The sequence below is a fragment of the Pseudomonas migulae genome (genome assembly GCF_043225285.1).
GTDB lineage: Bacteria > Pseudomonadota > Gammaproteobacteria > Pseudomonadales > Pseudomonadaceae > Aquipseudomonas > Aquipseudomonas migulae_C.
Genome location: NZ_CP171224.1, coordinates 2,735,493 through 2,751,929 on the forward strand (window position 1 = coordinate 2,735,493; position 16,437 = coordinate 2,751,929).

Consider the following 16,437-nt stretch of genomic DNA (forward strand, 5'->3'; position numbering starts at 1 on the left):
AACGGCGCGGTCTAAAGCGGCAAATGCTCCAAAGGCAACGCCCCGGGCGTTTTCACCGTGTTGATCGCAAAATTGCTGCGAATGTCACTCACCCCCGGCAACTTCAGCAATCGCCCGGTGAGGAATCGGTCGTACGCGCGCAAATCCGGCACCACCACTTGCAGCAAAAAATCCGATTCGCCTGACACAAGAAATGCCGAAATCACCTCCGGCAACGCCGTGACCGCCAGGCGAAAAGCCTCCGCCTGTTCGTCGTTGTGGCGCTCGACCTTGACCCCGACAAACACCGTCAGCCCCAACCCGACTTCATCGCGATCAAGATTGGCCTGATAGCCGCGAATCACTCCGGCTTCTTCGAGCATCCGCACCCGCCGCAAACAGGGCGACGGGGACAGGCCGATTTCTTCAGCCAGTTGCACGTTGCTCAAGCGACCGTCCCGTTGCAGGGCCGCGAGAATCTTGCGGTCGTAGGCGTCCAGTTTCATGGTTGGCAGATCCAGATGGTTTCAGCAGCGGTGCTTGGCAGATTATGCCAATACAGGATTCTTTAGAAGCAAACTACGCAACCACCTGCCCTGCCCTTCAGCCCTAGACTGGCCCTACCGAATCGACAACGAATGGGGTGCAACATGGCGGGACTGTGGCTGTTTTTCATGGCGCTGGCGGTGGTTTACCTGTTACCGGGCCCGGACATGATCCTGCTGCTGCAGACCGGCGCCCGCCAAGGCAAAGGAGCGGCACTGGCGACCGCCGTGGGTTTGGGCATTGCCCGGGGTTGCCACGTGGCGTTGGCGGCGCTGGGGTTGGCGGCATTGTTCAAGGCAGCACCCTGGACGTTCGATGCCGTGCGCCTGACCGGGGCCGCGTACTTGTTGTGGATCGGCATTCAATGCCTGCGAACCACAATGCTGCCGAACCTCAACGGTGCAGACTCAGCCTGTGGACAACCCCGCTGGCGCGAAGCGATCCAGCGCGGCTTGCTGACCAACCTCTTGAACCCCAAGGCGCTGCTGTTCTGCTCGGTGCTGTTGCCGCAGTTCATTGATCCGCACGCCGGCTCGGTGCTCGCGCAGTTCGCGACCCTGGGCGTGGTGCTGGTCGGTGTCGGCCTGTTGTTCGACAGCGCCTACGCCCTGGCCGGCGCTGCACTGGGCCGCTGGCTGCAACGCAGTCCCTCGGCCCAGCGCTTCCAGCAATGGTTGTTTGGCAGCCTGTTGATCGGTTTTGCCCTGCGTCTGACCTTTGTTCAACAGGCCTGACTAAGCGCGTGCCTTGCGCTTGCGTCGGTTGATCAGCACCAGAGCGGCGGCTGTAAACACCACAACGCTACCCATTTCCAACCACTTTTTGTAGGGACGCAGCGTCGCGCGAACCGGGCTCAACGCCTGGGTAACGTATCGTTTATCCGCGCTACGGAAATCCGGATAGGGGCATCGTTCGCCGAAGAATAATGCCCAATCCACATAGGGACCTTCTTTGACATAGCGTTGATAGAAGACTCTTTTTTCTTCCTGATCAGAGTTCCAACCCGCCGCCGCGCACAACACCGCCGCAAAGGCCTGACTGCTATGCGGCAAGAAATCGGCAGAGCGGCTAGCCAGGGCATTCGCGACATAGCGGTAGTGAAAACGCTGATCGGGTTGAGCAGCACTGGCCTGCTGGCGCTTGACCTCCGCTTCAGCCACTAACGGACCGACTGTGAGCTCGTTGCTTTCAAGGCTGTAGTTGCCACCGAAGGTCGCATAGTCCGGCGACATCTCGTAACCCAGCAACTCCATGCCGGAAAACCGGGCAAACCATGCGGCATTGTAATAAGCGAAGGCGCGTTTGCTCGGCCACCATTTCGACTCGGCATCCTGGCGCAATTCCCCATACGCCTTGGCCTTGGCCTGCAATTCGGCGCTGTCGAAATAGCCTGAAGCCTCGTCATATCGCTCTTCACGCAGCAAACGCCGCCCGAGCAGATTGCGCAACTTCGCCGCCACCGACAACGGCACATAGTTATCACGCTGCTCCTGAGTCAACGCGGGTGGCGCCGGCACCTGCGTATCGACGTAATGCTTGAGTTCATCGACCGTCAGCACACGCTCGGCGACGGTCGCGGCGTCAAACCAGTAGATGTCCTGGCTGCGATAGAGTTGATCGAACGCTTGCAGATAATCCCCGCGTTGCAGGGCCAGAATGGCGCTTTCACCTTCGACCCGGCATTTCGGCTGAAGCGTTTCGAAATCGTAGTCCGGGGTCCGCCGCTCACCCCAGGATTCGTTCTGCGGAAAGGCCTGGGCCGCTTTCGCATAAGCTGCGGCGGCACCCGTCTTGTCACCCTCACGCATCGCCAGTTTCGCCCGCAGCCACCATGCCAGGCCACCGTCGCCGGCGTGCTCCAGGAAGGCTTTGGCGCTGGCGTAATCACCCTGCTGATAATTCATCGCGGCAAGGCGATCGGCGTTATCCAGATTGCCGCGCGTGCTGGCTTGCAGCAGCTTGATCAATTTTTGTTCGCTGGGCGGTTGATCACCAAATGACCAGCCGAGGCGACTGATCAACGACGCCGTCACCAGTTGCTGCACCGGTTTACCTTTGAGCAACGTCGCCAGTTGCTCATCCGGCAGCGCCGCCAGATCGGCCATCAACAGCTTCAGCGAGGTGTACCCCACTGCTGAGCCGTGGAGATTTTGCGTGGCGTAGAGTTCGATGGCGCTGTCCCAGTCACCCGCCGTGCGAGCAACACGCGCCTCTTCGCCGAGGCTGGCAACGCCCAGCTCCAATGGGTCGCTGAAGCCATCGATGCTCAACTGCCGCGCCTGTTCGAAGGCCTTGCGCGATCGCGTCAGCAGGTCGGGCGTTGCTTCCGTTTCTACGCTCATGGCGAACAACGCCCGGCCCAGCGAATACGCGGCCCAAGTGCTGCGCAATGCGCGTTGATCCGCCGGCAGTGCCAGCACTTTCTGGAAGTAGTCGGCGGCCAATCCGTGATCACCCGCGTTGAACGCCACGGCGCCCGCCAGATAAAGCCTGAGTTCGGTTGGCAGGCTCGCGCCTTGCGCCTCGACCTGATGCCCGTCGGTCAAGCTGCGCAGCTGTTTAACCAGCGCTTGCTGCTCCGCCGTCAAACCGTCCTGCTCGGCGTTGTCCCGCTGCTCGGCATAGTCGGGTTCGTCCATGGTGCCGTAGACGGCCGCGGTGACATTCTTCAGCCCCGCAATCGCGTGCCCGAGACGATTGATCTCGAACTGGAAGTTGCCTTCCGGCAGTTCCGCCAGCGATTGGCTGCGGTTGTCGAGCAGGCGCATGGGGAAATCCGGCCCGCAGGCCACCGCCGAACCCAGCGGCAAACCGAGGCTCAGGCAAAGCAAATGACGGGGCCAGTTACGGGTGAACATTCGAACCTCCTTGATCAATATGTGTGCAGCGCGCCCAGCCGATGGCACGCTGCCCGCCGGCTGCAATCCGGCCGTCGCGCAGGCGGGTGAAGGTAAGCACATCCGGACCCTGTTGCAACGCATAACCGGCCAGGGCATCGGCGCCCTCACAGCCTTGCACCGCCAGAGTCAGACGTTCTGGCCACGCACTGTCGAGGTTGCCCTGATTGCTGATGCTCACCTCATAGAGACCATCCTGCGCCGAGAGTTTCAGCGTCAGGCGGCTGTCGAGGGCATCGCCACGGGCGACGGCACGCAAGGTCGTCAGGCTCCAGGCCCGGCGATCATTGGCCAGCGGCAGCCGAAACCAGATCAACCCGGCCAGATGAGCCGGCGGATCGTTGCGCAATTCGCTGGCCAGGGTGCGCAGTTGTTGCGGGTCGGCCAGCAACTCCCGGCGCTCGCCGCCGCGTTCAACCGGCACTTCGCTTTCCACCACGGGTGCGCCGTCCGGCTGCGGCAACAACGCCACGCCATAGGCCGGCAGTGCCAGAAAAAAGGGTTTCGAGGTGCTACGGCTCCAGGCATCTGCCCACTTTTTAGCCTGATCCGGATCAAACAATCCCCGACGCGGATCGCTCACCGCATGCACCTGCAGCACGCTGCTGTCGACTGAAGATAACAATGCCGGCAGTTCGGGGCTGTCGAGCCAGGCGGGCAATGCGGTGATACTCAGCGGTAAGGTGGCCGGCAGAACCGCGCGCAAATCCGTCAGGAATTTCCGATACGCCGGTAGCCGGGCGCTGCCGGCGTCGTGGTCGATTTCCACACCGGCGAGGATCAACCCCTGCCCTTGCCACTCTCTGAGGACTTGCCGGATCTGTGCGCTGATCTCGTCCTGATCCAGCGACTTGAGCTGACCATCAAGACGAATCACCGCAATCAGCGGCCGACCATCGCGTTTGAGCAGCGCCGCATCGATTCGCGCCCGACTCCACCCCGCCTTGGGGAACGCCTGCAACGCCAACACCCGCAGGGTGGAAAAGTCCGCGCGACTATCCTTGAGCGCGGCTTCGTGGGCCGGCGTCCATTGCCGCTGCCAGACGTACAGTTGCTGATCGAGCGGTGGCGCGTCCTGTCGTTCACAACCGGCGAGCAGCGCCAGCACCGCCAGCAAGGTCGACAGTCGAGCGAGAAAAACCATAAAGCATCCTTAGTGGCTGCGAGGGCAGCGTCCGTCAGATGCTACAGGTCGAGCACCAAAGGCTGCGAGCCTTGCGCTGGAATCGCACAGCAAATCAGCACATGGCCGTCGTCCGGCACTTCCGCTGGTGGCTGTGGATAATTCACCTGGCCGCTGATCAGGCGGGTCTTGCAGGTGCCGCAGGAACCGCCGCGACAGCTGAATTCCGGGTTCAGGCCGCGGCTCTCCGCCAACTCCAGCAGACTGCCGCCCTCCGGTTGCCAACGGGCTTCCTTGGCCGAGCGCTCGAACACCACCGCGACCGATGTCGTCGCCGCCGGCGGTTGCTCGATGACAATCGCGTCCGGGTCCGGCCGGCGACGCAAGGTCGACGGACCGAAGGTTTCGGCGTGGATCCTGCTGTCACGGATGTCCAGTTTCCGCAGGCTGTCGTACAGCGCCTGGGTAAAACTGCCCGGGCCACAGAGGACAAAATCCAGCTGATCGTAGTCCCCAACGTCAACGATGGTCTGAAGCAATGCGCTGTCGATCCGGCCGGTCACGTCGAAGTCCTCGCCCTCAAGCGCATCGTCCTCGGGCTGGCTGAGCAGGCGCAGGACCCGCACCGAATCCCCCGCACTATCGATCAAGCGATCCAGTTCGTGGCGAAACGGTTGATCCGCCAGCGTGCGTGAACTCTGGAAAAACCATGTAGGACGAATGTGTCGGGTGCGCAGGCCTTGATACACCACCTCGCGCGCCATCGACAGCAACGGCGTAATCCCGACCCCGGCCGCCAGCAACACCAGTGGCCGCCGTTCAAGTGGCTCCACGGTGAAGTGCCCTTGCGGCGCGCGGGCCTCCAGCAGATCACCGACACGAACCTGTTCATGCAGGTGCGAAGACACCAGCCCTTCGCGCTTCACGCTGATCCGGAAGAAATCATCGGACGGCGCACTCGACAGGCTGTAGGTGCGGATGTGCACCTCACCGCCAATGTTGAAGCGCAGTGGCAAATGCTGCCCGGCGCGAAACACCGGCAAACCGGCGCCATCGGCGGGTTCCAGATAGATCGAGCGAATGGAGTGGCTCTCCGCTTCGATCCGCGCCACCCGCAACGGCCGCCAGCGATCACCCAAGGCCTGGGCTTGCAGGCGGGCTTTGGCTTGCTCCCAGGTGCCAGTCAGCAGACTCGTGGGTGAGACGCCATCAAAGCGCCAGCGCAAAGCCAACGCTGCGGGCCGACGTACCACCTGTTCCACGTCGAACGTCCACAGACGCTCGGCGCCTTGGAACGCCTCGATCTCCGGGCCTTCAAGGATGATTTCGGTACGACCGCTGAGGTGCAGCAAATCGCCGGAGTTGAAATCGATAAATAACAATCCCGCCCGGGGATTGATCAGTAGGTTGCCCAGGGTATTGAAGAACAGGTTGCCGGCGAAGTCCGGGATGGTCAGACGATTACCTTCCACCTGTACGAAACCGGCCTGACCGCCACGGTGTGAAACGTCCACTGAGCGTTGGCCATCGACCTCGACATAACTGGCGACGAAGAACGTATCGGCGCCGGTGATCGTGGCTCTGGCTGCGTCATCCAGGCTGTTCAGGTGTTGCGCAATGCGCGTCGCGGGATCCGCCAGCGGCACTGAACGAAACTGCCGCAGTTGAATGTATTGCGGGCAGTTGCCGAAGGATTGCTCGACCGTGACCTCAAAACCGTTTTCCGTCAGGGCGCCAACGCGACCGTTGAGACGATTGCGGCGACGGGTATGCAGCTCGATCCCCAGCAGCCCGATCGCCGCGCCATCGGTCAATTGCGCCGGATCATCGGCTCCCGGCAGGCTGTTGAAACGCAGCGTTCCCGGCTCGGGCGAATGAGCGAAGCCGGGTGGCCCTTCAAGGATGCTCGCCCAAGGATTGCCGTCGGCGTCCACCGCGCCGTACAGCATGAACGGCAGTTGCTCATAGAAGGTGCGGTGCTGGTCCGGCATCTCGCTGCGAACGACCCTACGACCCAAGGTCTCCATTCGCTCGGCAACACCGACGTGTGCCTGCAACTCTTTCTCGCCAGCGTGCCAAGGTGAACGATCCATAACGGCTTCTCCCCTGCGCAACAGGCGCAGTGTGAATGGCCCGACAAGGTCGGGCCGCAAGCATCAGGCGGTTTTTTGCAGACCGGCGACGGTGCGCGGCATGCCGACAAAACCAGGCAGGGCTTCGATGCGCGCCAGCCAGGCCCGCACGTTGGCGTAGTCCTCGAGCGAGACATTGCCTTCGGGGGCGTGGGCGATGTAGCTGTAGGCCGCGACGTCGGCAATGGTCGGTTCACTGCCGACCAGATAAGCCGAGTTCGCCAGCTCCTGATCGATCAGCTTGAGCCAGGTGTGGGCGTAGGCGATCGTCTCTTCAGCGTTGTAAGGTGCGCCAAACACGGTGATCAGCCTGGCTCTGCCTGGGCCAAAGGCAATCGGCCCGGCCGCGACCGACAACCAGCGCTGAACCTTCGCCGCGCCCACCGGATCAGCAGGCAGCCAGCGGCCGTTGCCATATTTCTGCGCCAGGTAAACCAGAATTGCATTGGAGTCGGCGAGCACCAGGCCTTGATCGTCGATGGCCGGAACCTGGCCGAACGGGTTGATCGCCAGGAAGTCCGGCTGCTTGTGCGCGCCTTTCGCCAGGTCGACGAAGATCAGCTCGGTCGGCAGTTGCAGCAGGGACAACATCAGTTCCACACGGTGAGCATGGCCGGAACGCGGGAAGTTGTAGAGTTTGATTGCTTGCATGGTCGACTCCGCAGGGTGGTGGCGCCGTTCAATGTGATCAGCGCCGATGGAGGCCATCTTCTACCCTCTACGGAAACAACAGAATAACCAGCAAACGCAATCTATTATTTCAGCCAGCGCAATAAACCTCAGACCTGCAAGTCCGGGTGTTCCCGCAGCGCTTTCACGGCGAAATCGACAAAACTGCGAATCCGTGCCGGGGCATTACGTCCGCCCTGATACACCACATGGATGGGCAATGGCGGCAGTTCGAAATCAGCCAGGACGATTTCCAGTGCGCCGGACGCGACTTTGCTGGCGACCTGATAAGACAAAACCCGGGTGAATCCCAACCCAAGGGAAGCTGCAGTAATCGCCGCCTGATTCGCCGTCACCACCAGGCGGGGTTCAGGTCGTACGCTGAAAGGCTCGCCTGCCTCCTGAAAAGTCCAGCTTCGTTGCTGACCGATAGCGGAGGTTGAAATCACCGGTACACGATCCAGGTCCTGAGGATGCGCAGGCCGGCCCTGGGTCTTCAGATAAGAAGGCGACGCGCAGATCACCCGTCGCACCTCGCCGACGCGGATCGCGTGCTGGTTGCTGTCGGGCAACTCACCGATGCGCACCGCCACATCAATCCCCTCCTCGACCATGCTGACCACACGATCGACCAGTAACCCGTTGATGCCGACTTCAGGAAACTGCTTCAGGTAACTCACCATCACCGGCGTGACGAATAAATCGCCAAACAGCACCGGCGCGGTAATGGTCAGTTGCCCACGAGGCTCGGCATGACTGCCCGCCGCCGAATCCTCCGCTTCCTGCACTTCGGCGAGAATTCTCCGACAGTCTTCAAGGTAACGCTGACCCGCCTCGCTCACGTGCACGCTGCGGGTGGTGCGCGTCAGCAGCGAGGTGCCGATGCGCTTCTCCAGCGCAGCCACCGCACGGGTCACACTGGCCGCTGAAAGGCCGAGACGCCGCGCCGCTGCGGAGAAACCCTGTTCCTGGGCAACGACGGAAAAGACCTGCATTTCCTGAAATCGGTCCACGGTGCCTGCCCTCAATTCAGATCAATTTCGCGACCGTCAGGCTGCGAGTTCAATACTTCGTGCAAAACAACCTAGTCTGACATAACCGGGAATTTCGAGAGGTCTTGGTCATGGCAAAGGATAAGAAGCAACCGCGCAAACAACCTGCTACTGATGACAGCGTCAAGATGTCGAACAAGGACTACCTGAAAGCGCTACGCGAACTGCACGTCGAAACCGTCAAACTGCAGGAATGGGTGCGCAGCAAGGGCATCAAGGTCTGTATCGTTTTCGAGGGCCGCGACGGGGCCGGCAAGGGCGGGACGATCAAGGCGCTGACCGAACGGGTCAGCCCGCGTATTTTTCGGGTGATCGCGCTGACCGCTCCGACGGAACGCGAGAAGAGCCAGATGTATGTGCAGCGTTACCTGCCGCACTTGCCGGCGGCGGGCGAAGTGGTGATCTTCGACCGCAGTTGGTACAACCGCGCGGGCGTCGAGCGCGTGATGGGCTTTTGCACCAAGGATCAGGTCGACCGTTTCCTGAAGACGATTCCCCTCGTTGAACGCGCCATCGTCGATTCGGGCGTCATCCTGATCAAGTACTGGCTGGAAGTCAGTCAGGAGGAGCAGACACGACGGCTCCAGGCCCGCATCAAGGATGGCCGCAAAATCTGGAAGCTGAGCGGCATGGACCTCAAGTCGTACAGCCGCTGGTATGACTATTCCCGAGCACGTGACGACATGTTCAAGATGACCGACACCGACCACGCACCGTGGTTTGTCGCCAACTCGAATGACAAACGCCGGGCGCGCCTGAACATCATCACTGACCTGCTCAGTCGCATTCCCTACGAGGATGTTCCGAGAGACGAAGTGAAATTGCCCAAACGCCAGAAACCGGGCGGCTATCGGGAGCCGAATTACTCACTGCGACGGGTTCCGGAAAAATTCTGAGCGGAATGAAAAAGGGGCGAGGCCCTGTGGAGAACAGGAACCTCGCCCCTTCGATCAGCTGTGGATAACTTATTCCACGGTGACGGACTTCGCCAGGTTGCGCGGCTGGTCAACGTCCGTGCCTTTCAACACCGCGACGTAGTACGACAGCAACTGCAGCGGGATGGTGTAGAGGATCGGCGACAGAATGTCGTGGATGTGCGGCATCTGCACAACGTGAGTGCCTTCGCCATTGGTCATGCCCGCCTGTTCGTCAGCGAAGACGATCAGTTGGCCGCCACGGGCGCGGACTTCCTGGAGGTTGGACTTCAACTTCTCCAGCAGTTCGTTGTTCGGCGCCACGGTGACCACCGGCATGTCGTTATCCACAAGCGCCAACGGGCCGTGTTTCAGTTCGCCCGCCGGGTAGGCTTCGGCGTGGATGTAGGAGATTTCCTTGAGCTTGAGGGCTCCTTCCATCGCCACCGGGAATTGCGCACCACGACCGAGGAACAGTGTGTGGTTCTTCTCGGCGAACAGTTCGGCGATCTTTTCTACCGTGCTGTCCATCGCCAGGGCCTCGCCCAGACGGGTCGGCAGGCGACGCAGCTCTTCGACCAGCGTAGCTTCAACGCCTTTGGCCAGCGTGCCGCGTACCTGACCCAGGGACAGGGTCAGCAACAGCAGCCCGACCAGTTGAGTGGTGAAGGCTTTGGTCGAGGCCACGCCGATTTCGCGGCCGGCCTGGGTCAGCAAGGTCAGGTCGGACTCACGCACCAGCGAGCTGATGCCAACGTTGCAGATGGCCAGGCTGGCGAGGAAGCCCAGTTCCTTGGCATTGCGCAACGCCGCCAGGGTGTCGGCGGTTTCGCCGGACTGGGAAATGGTCACGAACAGCGTGTCGGCTTGCACCACCACCTTGCGGTAGCGGAACTCACTGGCGACTTCGACCTGGCACGGGATCCCGGCCAGCTCTTCGAGCCAGTAACGGGCAACCATACCGGCGTGGTAACTGGTGCCGCACGCGACGATCTGCACGTTGCGCACTTTGGCGAACAACTCGGCAGCCTGTGGACCGAACGCCTGTACCAGCACACCGTTCGGGCTCAGGCGACCTTCGAGGGTGCGCTGCACAACGGCCGGTTGCTCGTGGATTTCCTTCAGCATGAAGTGGCGGAATTCACCCTTGTCAGCTGCTTCGGCGCCGTCGCGGTATTGCACGCTTTCGCGAGTGACTTCCTGGCCGCTGACGTCCCAGATGTGCACGCTATCGCGACGAATCTCGGCGATATCGCCTTCTTCCAGGTACATGAAACGGTCAGTGACCTGGCGCAGGGCCAACTGGTCCGAAGCGAGGAAGTTTTCGCCCAGGCCCAGACCGATAACCAAGGGACTGCCACTGCGAGCGGCAACCAGACGATCTGGTTGATCGGCACTGATGACAGCCAGACCGTACGCGCCGTGCAGTTCTTTGACAGTCGCCTTGAGGGCAACGGTCAGATCGCGCAGGTCTTTTAGTTTGTGGTTCAGCAGGTGGGCGATGACTTCGGTGTCGGTGTCGGAAGTGAACACGTAACCCAAAGCCTTCAGCTGTTCGCGCAGGGCTTCGTGGTTCTCGATGATGCCGTTGTGCACCACCGCCAGATCGCCAGAGAAATGCGGGTGAGCATTACGCTCGCACGGCGCGCCGTGTGTCGCCCAACGGGTGTGGGCAATGCCAAGGCGACCGACCAGCGGCTCGGCTTCGAGCGCCAGTTCCAGCTCGCTGACTTTGCCCGGGCGACGCATGCGCTCGAGCTTGGCATCGTTGGTAAACACCGCGACACCGGCGCTGTCATAGCCACGGTATTCCAGGCGCTTGAGACCTTCGAGCAGGATGGCGGTGATGTTACGTTCTGCGACTGCGCCAACAATTCCACACATGCTATTTCTCCTGACTGACAGCCGCGCAAATCAAATTGATGCCGCGGGCCTGAATCTGATCGCGTGCTTCAAGTGGCAGGCGATCATCCGTAATAAGGGTATGGACACTGCTCCAGGGCAGTTCCAGGTTGGGAATCTTGCGGCCGATCTTGTCGGCCTCGACCATCACGATCACTTCACGGGCGACTTCAGCCATGACGCGGCTGAGCCCGAGTAGTTCATTGAAGGTGGTGGTACCGCGAATCAGATCGATGCCATCGGCACCGATGAACAACTGATCGAAATCATACGAGCGTAGTACCTGCTCGGCGACCTGCCCCTGAAAGGATTCGGAATGCGGGTCCCACGTACCGCCAGTCATCAAGAGCACCGGTTCGTGCTCAAGTTCACTCAAGGCATTGGCGACGTGCAGGGAGTTGGTCATCACCACCAGACCGGGCTGTTGACCGAGTTCGGGGATCATCGCCGCTGTGGTGCTGCCGCTGTCGATAATGATCCGGGCGTGTTCGCGAATCCGCGTGACCGCAGCACGAGCGATGGCCTGTTTGTATTTGGAGACGGGCAGACCGATGTCGGCCACCAGCTCCTGAGGCATGGTGATGGCGCCACCATAACGACGGAGCAGCAAACCGTTGCTTTCAAGAGCAGCTAAGTCCTTGCGAATCGTAACTTCCGAAGTTTCGAAGCGCTTGGCCAACTCATCGACACTGACTTCGCCCTGCTCATTGAGCAAGGCGAGGATGTTGTGACGGCGTTGAGGTGTATTGCGCTTGGACATGGCTTGATAAGTTTCGATTCGAAAGATAACGGAAGCAATCAAAACCTATCGGCGAAACTTCGTCAAGCGCGAGGCGATAAAAAGATCTGTGGATAACCCTGTAGGAGCCGGCTTGCTGGCGATGGCGTTGTATCTGATAAACCGTGTCGCCTTGATCGCCAGCAAGCCGGCTCCTACAACGATTGTGGATAACTCAGGTCTTTTTGATTTTCTCTGGGCGTTTCCAGCCATCGATATTCTTCTGGCGCGCACGGCCCACGGCCAACTGGTTTTTATCCACATTCTGCGTAATGGTCGATCCGGCCGCTGTGGTTGAACCGCTAGAGATATCCACAGGCGCGACCAACGAGTTGTTGGAGCCAATGAAAACATCCTCGCCCAAGACAGTTTTCCACTTGTTGGCGCCATCGTAGTTGCAGGTGATGGTACCGGCACCAATGTTGGTACGGGCGCCAATTTCAGCATCGCCCAGGTAGGTCAAATGCCCGGCCTTGGCGCCTTCGCCCAAGTGAGCGTTCTTCAGTTCGACAAAGTTACCCACATGCGCGCGCGCCTCCAGCACGGTGCCCGGACGCAAACGTGCGAACGGACCGGCATCGCTGCCTTCACCGAGGATGGCACCTTCAATATGGCTGTTGGCCTTGATCACCACGCCTTTACGCAAGGTGCTGTCCTTGATCACGCAATTCGGGCCGATCACCACGTCGTCTTCAATGACAACCTTGCCTTCGAGAATCACGTTGATGTCGATCAGCACATCACGACCCACAGTGACTTCACCGCGCACATCGAAACGGGCCGGATCGCGCAGGGTCACGCCCTGAGCCATCAAACGGCGACCAGCGCGCAATTGATAGTGGCGCTCAAGCTCGGAGAGTTGCTTGCGATCATTGGCACCCTGCACTTCCATGGCGTCGTGAGGCTGCTCGGTCGCAACCACCAGGCCGTCGCTGACCGCCATGGCAATCACGTCGGTCAGGTAGTACTCGCCCTGAGCGTTGTTGTTGGAGAGACGGCTCATCCAGCCCCCCAGTTGCGCAAACGGCAGGGCCAGAATACCGGTGTTGCCTTCGGTGATGGCGCGCTCGGCCTCGTTCGCGTCTTTTTGCTCGACGATGGCCGTGACCTTGCCGGCGGCGTCACGGACGATGCGGCCGTAGCCGGTCGGGTCGTCCAGCTCGACAGTCAGCAAACCCAATTGCTGCGGCGCGACCTGCTTGAGCAGACGTTGAAGGGTCTCGACCTCGATCAATGGCACATCGCCGTAGAGAATCAAAACGGTGTCGGACTCAATGAAGGGCACCGCTTGGGCGACCGCGTGGCCTGTGCCCAGCTGTTTGTCCTGCAGGACGAAATTCAGGTCATCCGCTGCCAGACGCTCGCGCACGGCATCGGCGCCGTGGCCGATCACCACATGGATACGCTGTGGATCAAGTTGGCGGGCGCTGTGGATAACATGGCCAAGCATCGAGTTGCCGGCAATCGGGTGCAGAACCTTCGGCAACGCGGAACGCATGCGGGTGCCCTGGCCAGCAGCGAGGATAACGATTTCAAGAGACATGACTGGCTACCAATCCTGGGTGGTCAGCGGCTGCGACCAAGTGGTGAACATCGGAAAAGAAAAAAGGGTAGCCGAGGCTACCCTTTTTAATCAATCGCGCAACAAGTGATGGCCTGTTAGTGGCCGAACTTCTTGCGGATCTGCTGGACGGTGCGCAGCTGAGCTGCGGCCTCGGCCAGACGTGCGGCAGCAGAACCGTAATCGAATTCCGCGCCCCGCTCATGCAAGGCCTTCTCGGCAGCCTTAACGGCTTCCTGAGCGGAGGCTTCGTCCAGGTCGGCAGCACGTTGCACGGTGTCGGCAAGAACCTTGACCATGTTCGGCTGAACCTCGAGGAAACCACCGGAGATGTAATACACCTCCTCTTCCCCGCCCTGCTTGACCAGGCGGATCGGGCCAGGCTTGAGATTAGTGATCAGCGGCGCGTGGCCCAGGGCGATACCAAGATCACCCAGTGCACCGTGCGCAATCACCATCTCGACCAGGCCGGAAAAGATTTCTCCTTCCGCGCTGACGATATCGCAATGGACTGTCATAGCCATCTGATTGCCTCAACCTAAATTAGCGCCCGTTGCCGGGCGCCGGGATTACAGTTTCTTGGCTTTCTCGATCGCTTCTTCGATGCCGCCGACCATGTAGAACGCTTGTTCTGGCAGGTGGTCGTAGTCACCGTTGAGGATGCCTTTGAAGCCAGCAATGGTGTCTTTCAGGGAAACGTATTTACCCGAAGCACCGGTGAAGACTTCAGCCACGAAGAACGGCTGCGACAAGAAACGCTGGATCTTACGAGCACGGTTTACCAACTGCTTGTCGGCTTCCGACAGCTCGTCCATACCCAGGATCGCAATGATGTCCTTCAGTTCTTTGTAACGCTGCAGAACGTACTGTACACCGCGAGCGGTATCGTAGTGGTCCTGGCCGATCACGTTCGGGTCCAGCTGACGCGAAGTCGAGTCGAGTGGATCGACCGCCGGGTAGATACCCAGGGAAGCGATGTCACGGGACAGAACGACGGTGGCGTCCAAGTGGGCGAAGGTGGTCGCTGGCGACGGGTCAGTCAAGTCATCCGCAGGTACGTATACCGCTTGGATCGAGGTGATCGAACCGTTTTTGGTCGAAGTGATACGCTCTTGCAGAGTACCCATCTCTTCGGCCAGGGTCGGCTGGTAACCTACTGCGGAAGGCATACGGCCCAGCAGTGCGGATACTTCAGTACCGGCCAGGGTGTAACGATAGATGTTGTCGACGAACAGCAGAACGTCGTTACCTTCGTCACGGAACTTCTCGGCCATGGTCAGGCCGGTCAGTGCTACGCGCAGACGGTTACCCGGCGGCTCGTTCATCTGACCGTAAACCAGTGCCACTTTGTCCAGAACGTTGGAATCCTTCATCTCGTGGTAGAAGTCGTTACCCTCACGAGTACGCTCACCCACACCGGCGAACACGGAATAACCGCTGTGCTCGATGGCGATGTTACGGATCAGTTCCATCATGTTTACGGTTTTGCCTACACCGGCACCACCGAACAGACCGACTTTACCGCCCTTGGCGAACGGGCAAACCAGGTCGATAACCTTGATGCCGGTTTCCAGCAGGTCGTTGCCGCCCGCTTGCTCAGCGAAGGTTGGCGCAGGACGGTGAATGCCCCAGCGCTCTTCGGTGGCGATCGGACCAGCTTCGTCGATCGGGTTGCCCAGCACGTCCATGATCCGGCCCAAGGTCGCTTTACCGACCGGTACGGAGATGGCTGCGCCAGAGTCGGTGACTTCCAGACCGCGCTTCAAGCCCTCGGTGGAACCCATCGCAATGGTACGGACCACGCCGTCGCCCAGCTGCTGCTGAACTTCGAGAGTGGTGCCTGCATCGCTTTTTACACTCAAAGCGTTGTAGATGCTCGGTACGCTGTCGCGTGGGAATTCCACGTCGATAACGGCGCCGATGATTTGAACGATACGTCCGCTACTCATAGCTGGATCCTCTGAATATTTGAACCGTTAAACCGCGGCAGCGCCGCCGACGATTTCCGAGATCTCTTGGGTGATCGCAGCCTGACGCGCCTTGTTGTAGACCAGCTGCAAATCGCTGATCAAATCACCGGCGTTGTCGGTAGCGTTCTTCATCGCGATCATCCGCGCAGCTTGTTCAGCCGCGTTGTTCTCGACCACCGCCTGGTAGACCTGCGACTCCACGTAACGGACCATCAAGCCGTCAAGCAGCTCTTTGGCGTCCGGTTCGTACAGATAATCCCAGTGGTGCTTGAGTTCTTGATCCGGGGTTGCCACCAGTGGAATCAACTGCTCCACGGTAGGCGTTTGCGTCATGGTGTTGACGAACTTGTTGGACACCACGGACAGGCGATCAATACGGCCGTCCAGGTAGGCATCCAGCATCACCTTGACGCTGCCGATCAGGTCATTGATCGACGGCTCTTCACCCAAGTGGCTGATAGCGGCTACGACGTTACCGCCGAAGTTGCGGAAGAAAGCCGCACCCTTGCTACCAACAACACACAGATCAATCTCGACGCCGTTTTCGCGGTTTACCGCCATGTCCTTGACCAGAGCCTTGAACAGGTTGGTGTTCAAGCCACCACACAGACCACGGTCACTGCTCACCACGACATAACCAACGCGCTTTACTTCACGGTCGATCATGAACGGGTGGCGATATTCCGGGTTGGCGTTGGCCAGATGGCCAATAACCTGGCGGATGCGCTCCGCATAAGGACGGCTAGCAGCCATGCGCATTTGTGCCTTGCGCATTTTACTGACCGCCACTTTTTCCATGGCGCTGGTAATCTTTTGCGTGCTTTTGATGCTCGCAATCTTACTGCGAATCTCTTTTGCGCCTGCCATGTAACACCTATCAGGTTAGCAAGCGGGAGCCTTGCGGCTCCCGCTGC

At 60.1% G+C, this 16,437-nt stretch carries 14 protein-coding genes; 2 read left to right on the forward strand and 12 right to left on the reverse strand.

Annotated features, from left to right (window positions below):
• Nucleotides 1-11 precede the first annotated feature (11 nt).
• Nucleotides 12-485 carry an Lrp/AsnC family transcriptional regulator gene (locus ACF6ZU_RS12645; RefSeq protein WP_392892848.1) on the reverse strand — a complete coding sequence of 158 codons (474 nt, stop codon included), beginning with the start codon at nucleotides 483-485 and terminating at the stop codon, nucleotides 12-14.
• Between the two features lie 144 nt (nucleotides 486-629).
• Here ACF6ZU_RS12645 and ACF6ZU_RS12650 point away from each other — a divergent pair, with 144 nt between their 5' ends.
• Nucleotides 630-1,259 (forward strand): LysE family translocator, encoded by a 630-nt coding sequence (locus ACF6ZU_RS12650; protein ID WP_392892850.1) that lies wholly within the window; start codon nucleotides 630-632, stop codon nucleotides 1,257-1,259.
• Here the strand turns inward: ACF6ZU_RS12650 and ACF6ZU_RS12655 are convergent, their stop codons facing one another.
• The 5 genes from ACF6ZU_RS12655 to ACF6ZU_RS12675 form a co-directional block, all read right to left on the reverse strand.
• Nucleotides 1,260-3,383, reverse strand: a complete 2,124-nt coding sequence (locus tag ACF6ZU_RS12655; RefSeq protein ID WP_392892852.1) for a hypothetical protein — start codon at nucleotides 3,381-3,383, stop codon at nucleotides 1,260-1,262.
• On the reverse strand, nucleotides 3,370-4,566 hold the full coding sequence (locus ACF6ZU_RS12660; protein WP_392892854.1) for a DUF3142 domain-containing protein: 1,197 nt from the start codon (nucleotides 4,564-4,566) through the stop codon (nucleotides 3,370-3,372). Before ACF6ZU_RS12660 ends, ACF6ZU_RS12655 begins: the two co-directional genes overlap by 14 nt.
• 41 nt (nucleotides 4,567-4,607) lie before the next feature.
• Nucleotides 4,608-6,638: a pyridoxamine 5'-phosphate oxidase family protein gene (locus ACF6ZU_RS12665; protein WP_392892856.1), complete on the reverse strand. Its 2,031-nt coding sequence runs from the start codon at nucleotides 6,636-6,638 to the stop codon at nucleotides 4,608-4,610.
• Nucleotides 6,639-6,701: 63 nt separating this feature from the next.
• Nucleotides 6,702-7,328: a glutathione S-transferase family protein gene (locus tag ACF6ZU_RS12670; protein WP_392892858.1), complete on the reverse strand. Its 627-nt coding sequence runs from the start codon at nucleotides 7,326-7,328 to the stop codon at nucleotides 6,702-6,704.
• A gap of 128 nt (nucleotides 7,329-7,456) precedes the next feature.
• Nucleotides 7,457-8,359: a LysR family transcriptional regulator gene (locus ACF6ZU_RS12675; RefSeq protein WP_392892860.1), complete on the reverse strand. Its 903-nt coding sequence runs from the start codon at nucleotides 8,357-8,359 to the stop codon at nucleotides 7,457-7,459.
• A gap of 110 nt (nucleotides 8,360-8,469) precedes the next feature.
• Between ACF6ZU_RS12675 and ppk2 the strand changes: the two genes are divergently transcribed.
• Nucleotides 8,470-9,294 carry a polyphosphate kinase 2 gene (gene ppk2, locus ACF6ZU_RS12680; protein WP_392892861.1) on the forward strand — a complete coding sequence of 275 codons (825 nt, stop codon included), beginning with the start codon at nucleotides 8,470-8,472 and terminating at the stop codon, nucleotides 9,292-9,294.
• A 69-nt stretch (nucleotides 9,295-9,363) separates the two neighbouring features.
• Here the strand turns inward: ppk2 and glmS are convergent, their stop codons facing one another.
• From glmS to atpG, 6 genes are all read right to left on the reverse strand, one after another.
• Nucleotides 9,364-11,196 (reverse strand): glutamine--fructose-6-phosphate transaminase (isomerizing), encoded by a 1,833-nt coding sequence (gene glmS, locus ACF6ZU_RS12685; RefSeq protein WP_392892863.1) that lies wholly within the window; start codon nucleotides 11,194-11,196, stop codon nucleotides 9,364-9,366.
• Between the two features lies 1 nt (nucleotide 11,197).
• A complete protein-coding gene (locus tag ACF6ZU_RS12690) occupies nucleotides 11,198-11,974 on the reverse strand; it encodes a DeoR/GlpR family DNA-binding transcription regulator (protein WP_392892865.1) in 777 nt (258 codons plus the stop codon).
• A 193-nt stretch (nucleotides 11,975-12,167) separates the two neighbouring features.
• On the reverse strand, nucleotides 12,168-13,535 hold the full coding sequence (gene glmU / locus ACF6ZU_RS12695; RefSeq protein ID WP_392892867.1) for a bifunctional UDP-N-acetylglucosamine diphosphorylase/glucosamine-1-phosphate N-acetyltransferase GlmU: 1,368 nt from the start codon (nucleotides 13,533-13,535) through the stop codon (nucleotides 12,168-12,170).
• A gap of 116 nt (nucleotides 13,536-13,651) precedes the next feature.
• Nucleotides 13,652-14,077, reverse strand: a complete 426-nt coding sequence (locus ACF6ZU_RS12700; RefSeq protein WP_007969909.1) for a F0F1 ATP synthase subunit epsilon — start codon at nucleotides 14,075-14,077, stop codon at nucleotides 13,652-13,654.
• Between the two features lie 45 nt (nucleotides 14,078-14,122).
• A complete protein-coding gene (gene atpD / locus ACF6ZU_RS12705) occupies nucleotides 14,123-15,502 on the reverse strand; it encodes a F0F1 ATP synthase subunit beta (RefSeq protein ID WP_008027526.1) in 1,380 nt (459 codons plus the stop codon).
• Nucleotides 15,503-15,529: 27 nt separating this feature from the next.
• Nucleotides 15,530-16,390, reverse strand: coding sequence for a F0F1 ATP synthase subunit gamma (gene atpG / locus ACF6ZU_RS12710; RefSeq protein WP_392892870.1), 861 nt, complete (start codon nucleotides 16,388-16,390; stop codon nucleotides 15,530-15,532).
• Nucleotides 16,391-16,437: the final 47 nt, after the last annotated feature.

What these genes read in the sequence shown, in the direction of transcription:
- ACF6ZU_RS12665 (WP_392892856.1), bottom strand. Translation starts at nt 6,638, where the DNA reads ATGGATCGTTCACCTTGGCACGCTGGCGAGAAAGAGTTGCAGGCACAC.
- glmU (WP_392892867.1), bottom strand. Translation starts at nt 13,535, where the DNA reads ATGTCTCTTGAAATCGTTATCCTCGCTGCTGGCCAGGGCACCCGCATG.
- ACF6ZU_RS12660 (WP_392892854.1), bottom strand. Translation starts at nt 4,566, where the DNA reads ATGGTTTTTCTCGCTCGACTGTCGACCTTGCTGGCGGTGCTGGCGCTG.
- ACF6ZU_RS12670 (WP_392892858.1), bottom strand. Translation starts at nt 7,328, where the DNA reads ATGCAAGCAATCAAACTCTACAACTTCCCGCGTTCCGGCCATGCTCAC.
- ACF6ZU_RS12700 (WP_007969909.1), bottom strand. Translation starts at nt 14,077, where the DNA reads ATGGCTATGACAGTCCATTGCGATATCGTCAGCGCGGAAGGAGAAATC.
- ACF6ZU_RS12650 (WP_392892850.1), top strand. Translation starts at nt 630, where the DNA reads ATGGCGGGACTGTGGCTGTTTTTCATGGCGCTGGCGGTGGTTTACCTG.
- atpD (WP_008027526.1), bottom strand. Translation starts at nt 15,502, where the DNA reads ATGAGTAGCGGACGTATCGTTCAAATCATCGGCGCCGTTATCGACGTG.
- ACF6ZU_RS12690 (WP_392892865.1), bottom strand. Translation starts at nt 11,974, where the DNA reads ATGTCCAAGCGCAATACACCTCAACGCCGTCACAACATCCTCGCCTTG.
- ppk2 (WP_392892861.1), top strand. Translation starts at nt 8,470, where the DNA reads ATGGCAAAGGATAAGAAGCAACCGCGCAAACAACCTGCTACTGATGAC.
- glmS (WP_392892863.1), bottom strand. Translation starts at nt 11,196, where the DNA reads ATGTGTGGAATTGTTGGCGCAGTCGCAGAACGTAACATCACCGCCATC.
- atpG (WP_392892870.1), bottom strand. Translation starts at nt 16,390, where the DNA reads ATGGCAGGCGCAAAAGAGATTCGCAGTAAGATTGCGAGCATCAAAAGC.
- ACF6ZU_RS12645 (WP_392892848.1), bottom strand. Translation starts at nt 485, where the DNA reads ATGAAACTGGACGCCTACGACCGCAAGATTCTCGCGGCCCTGCAACGG.
- ACF6ZU_RS12655 (WP_392892852.1), bottom strand. Translation starts at nt 3,383, where the DNA reads ATGTTCACCCGTAACTGGCCCCGTCATTTGCTTTGCCTGAGCCTCGGT.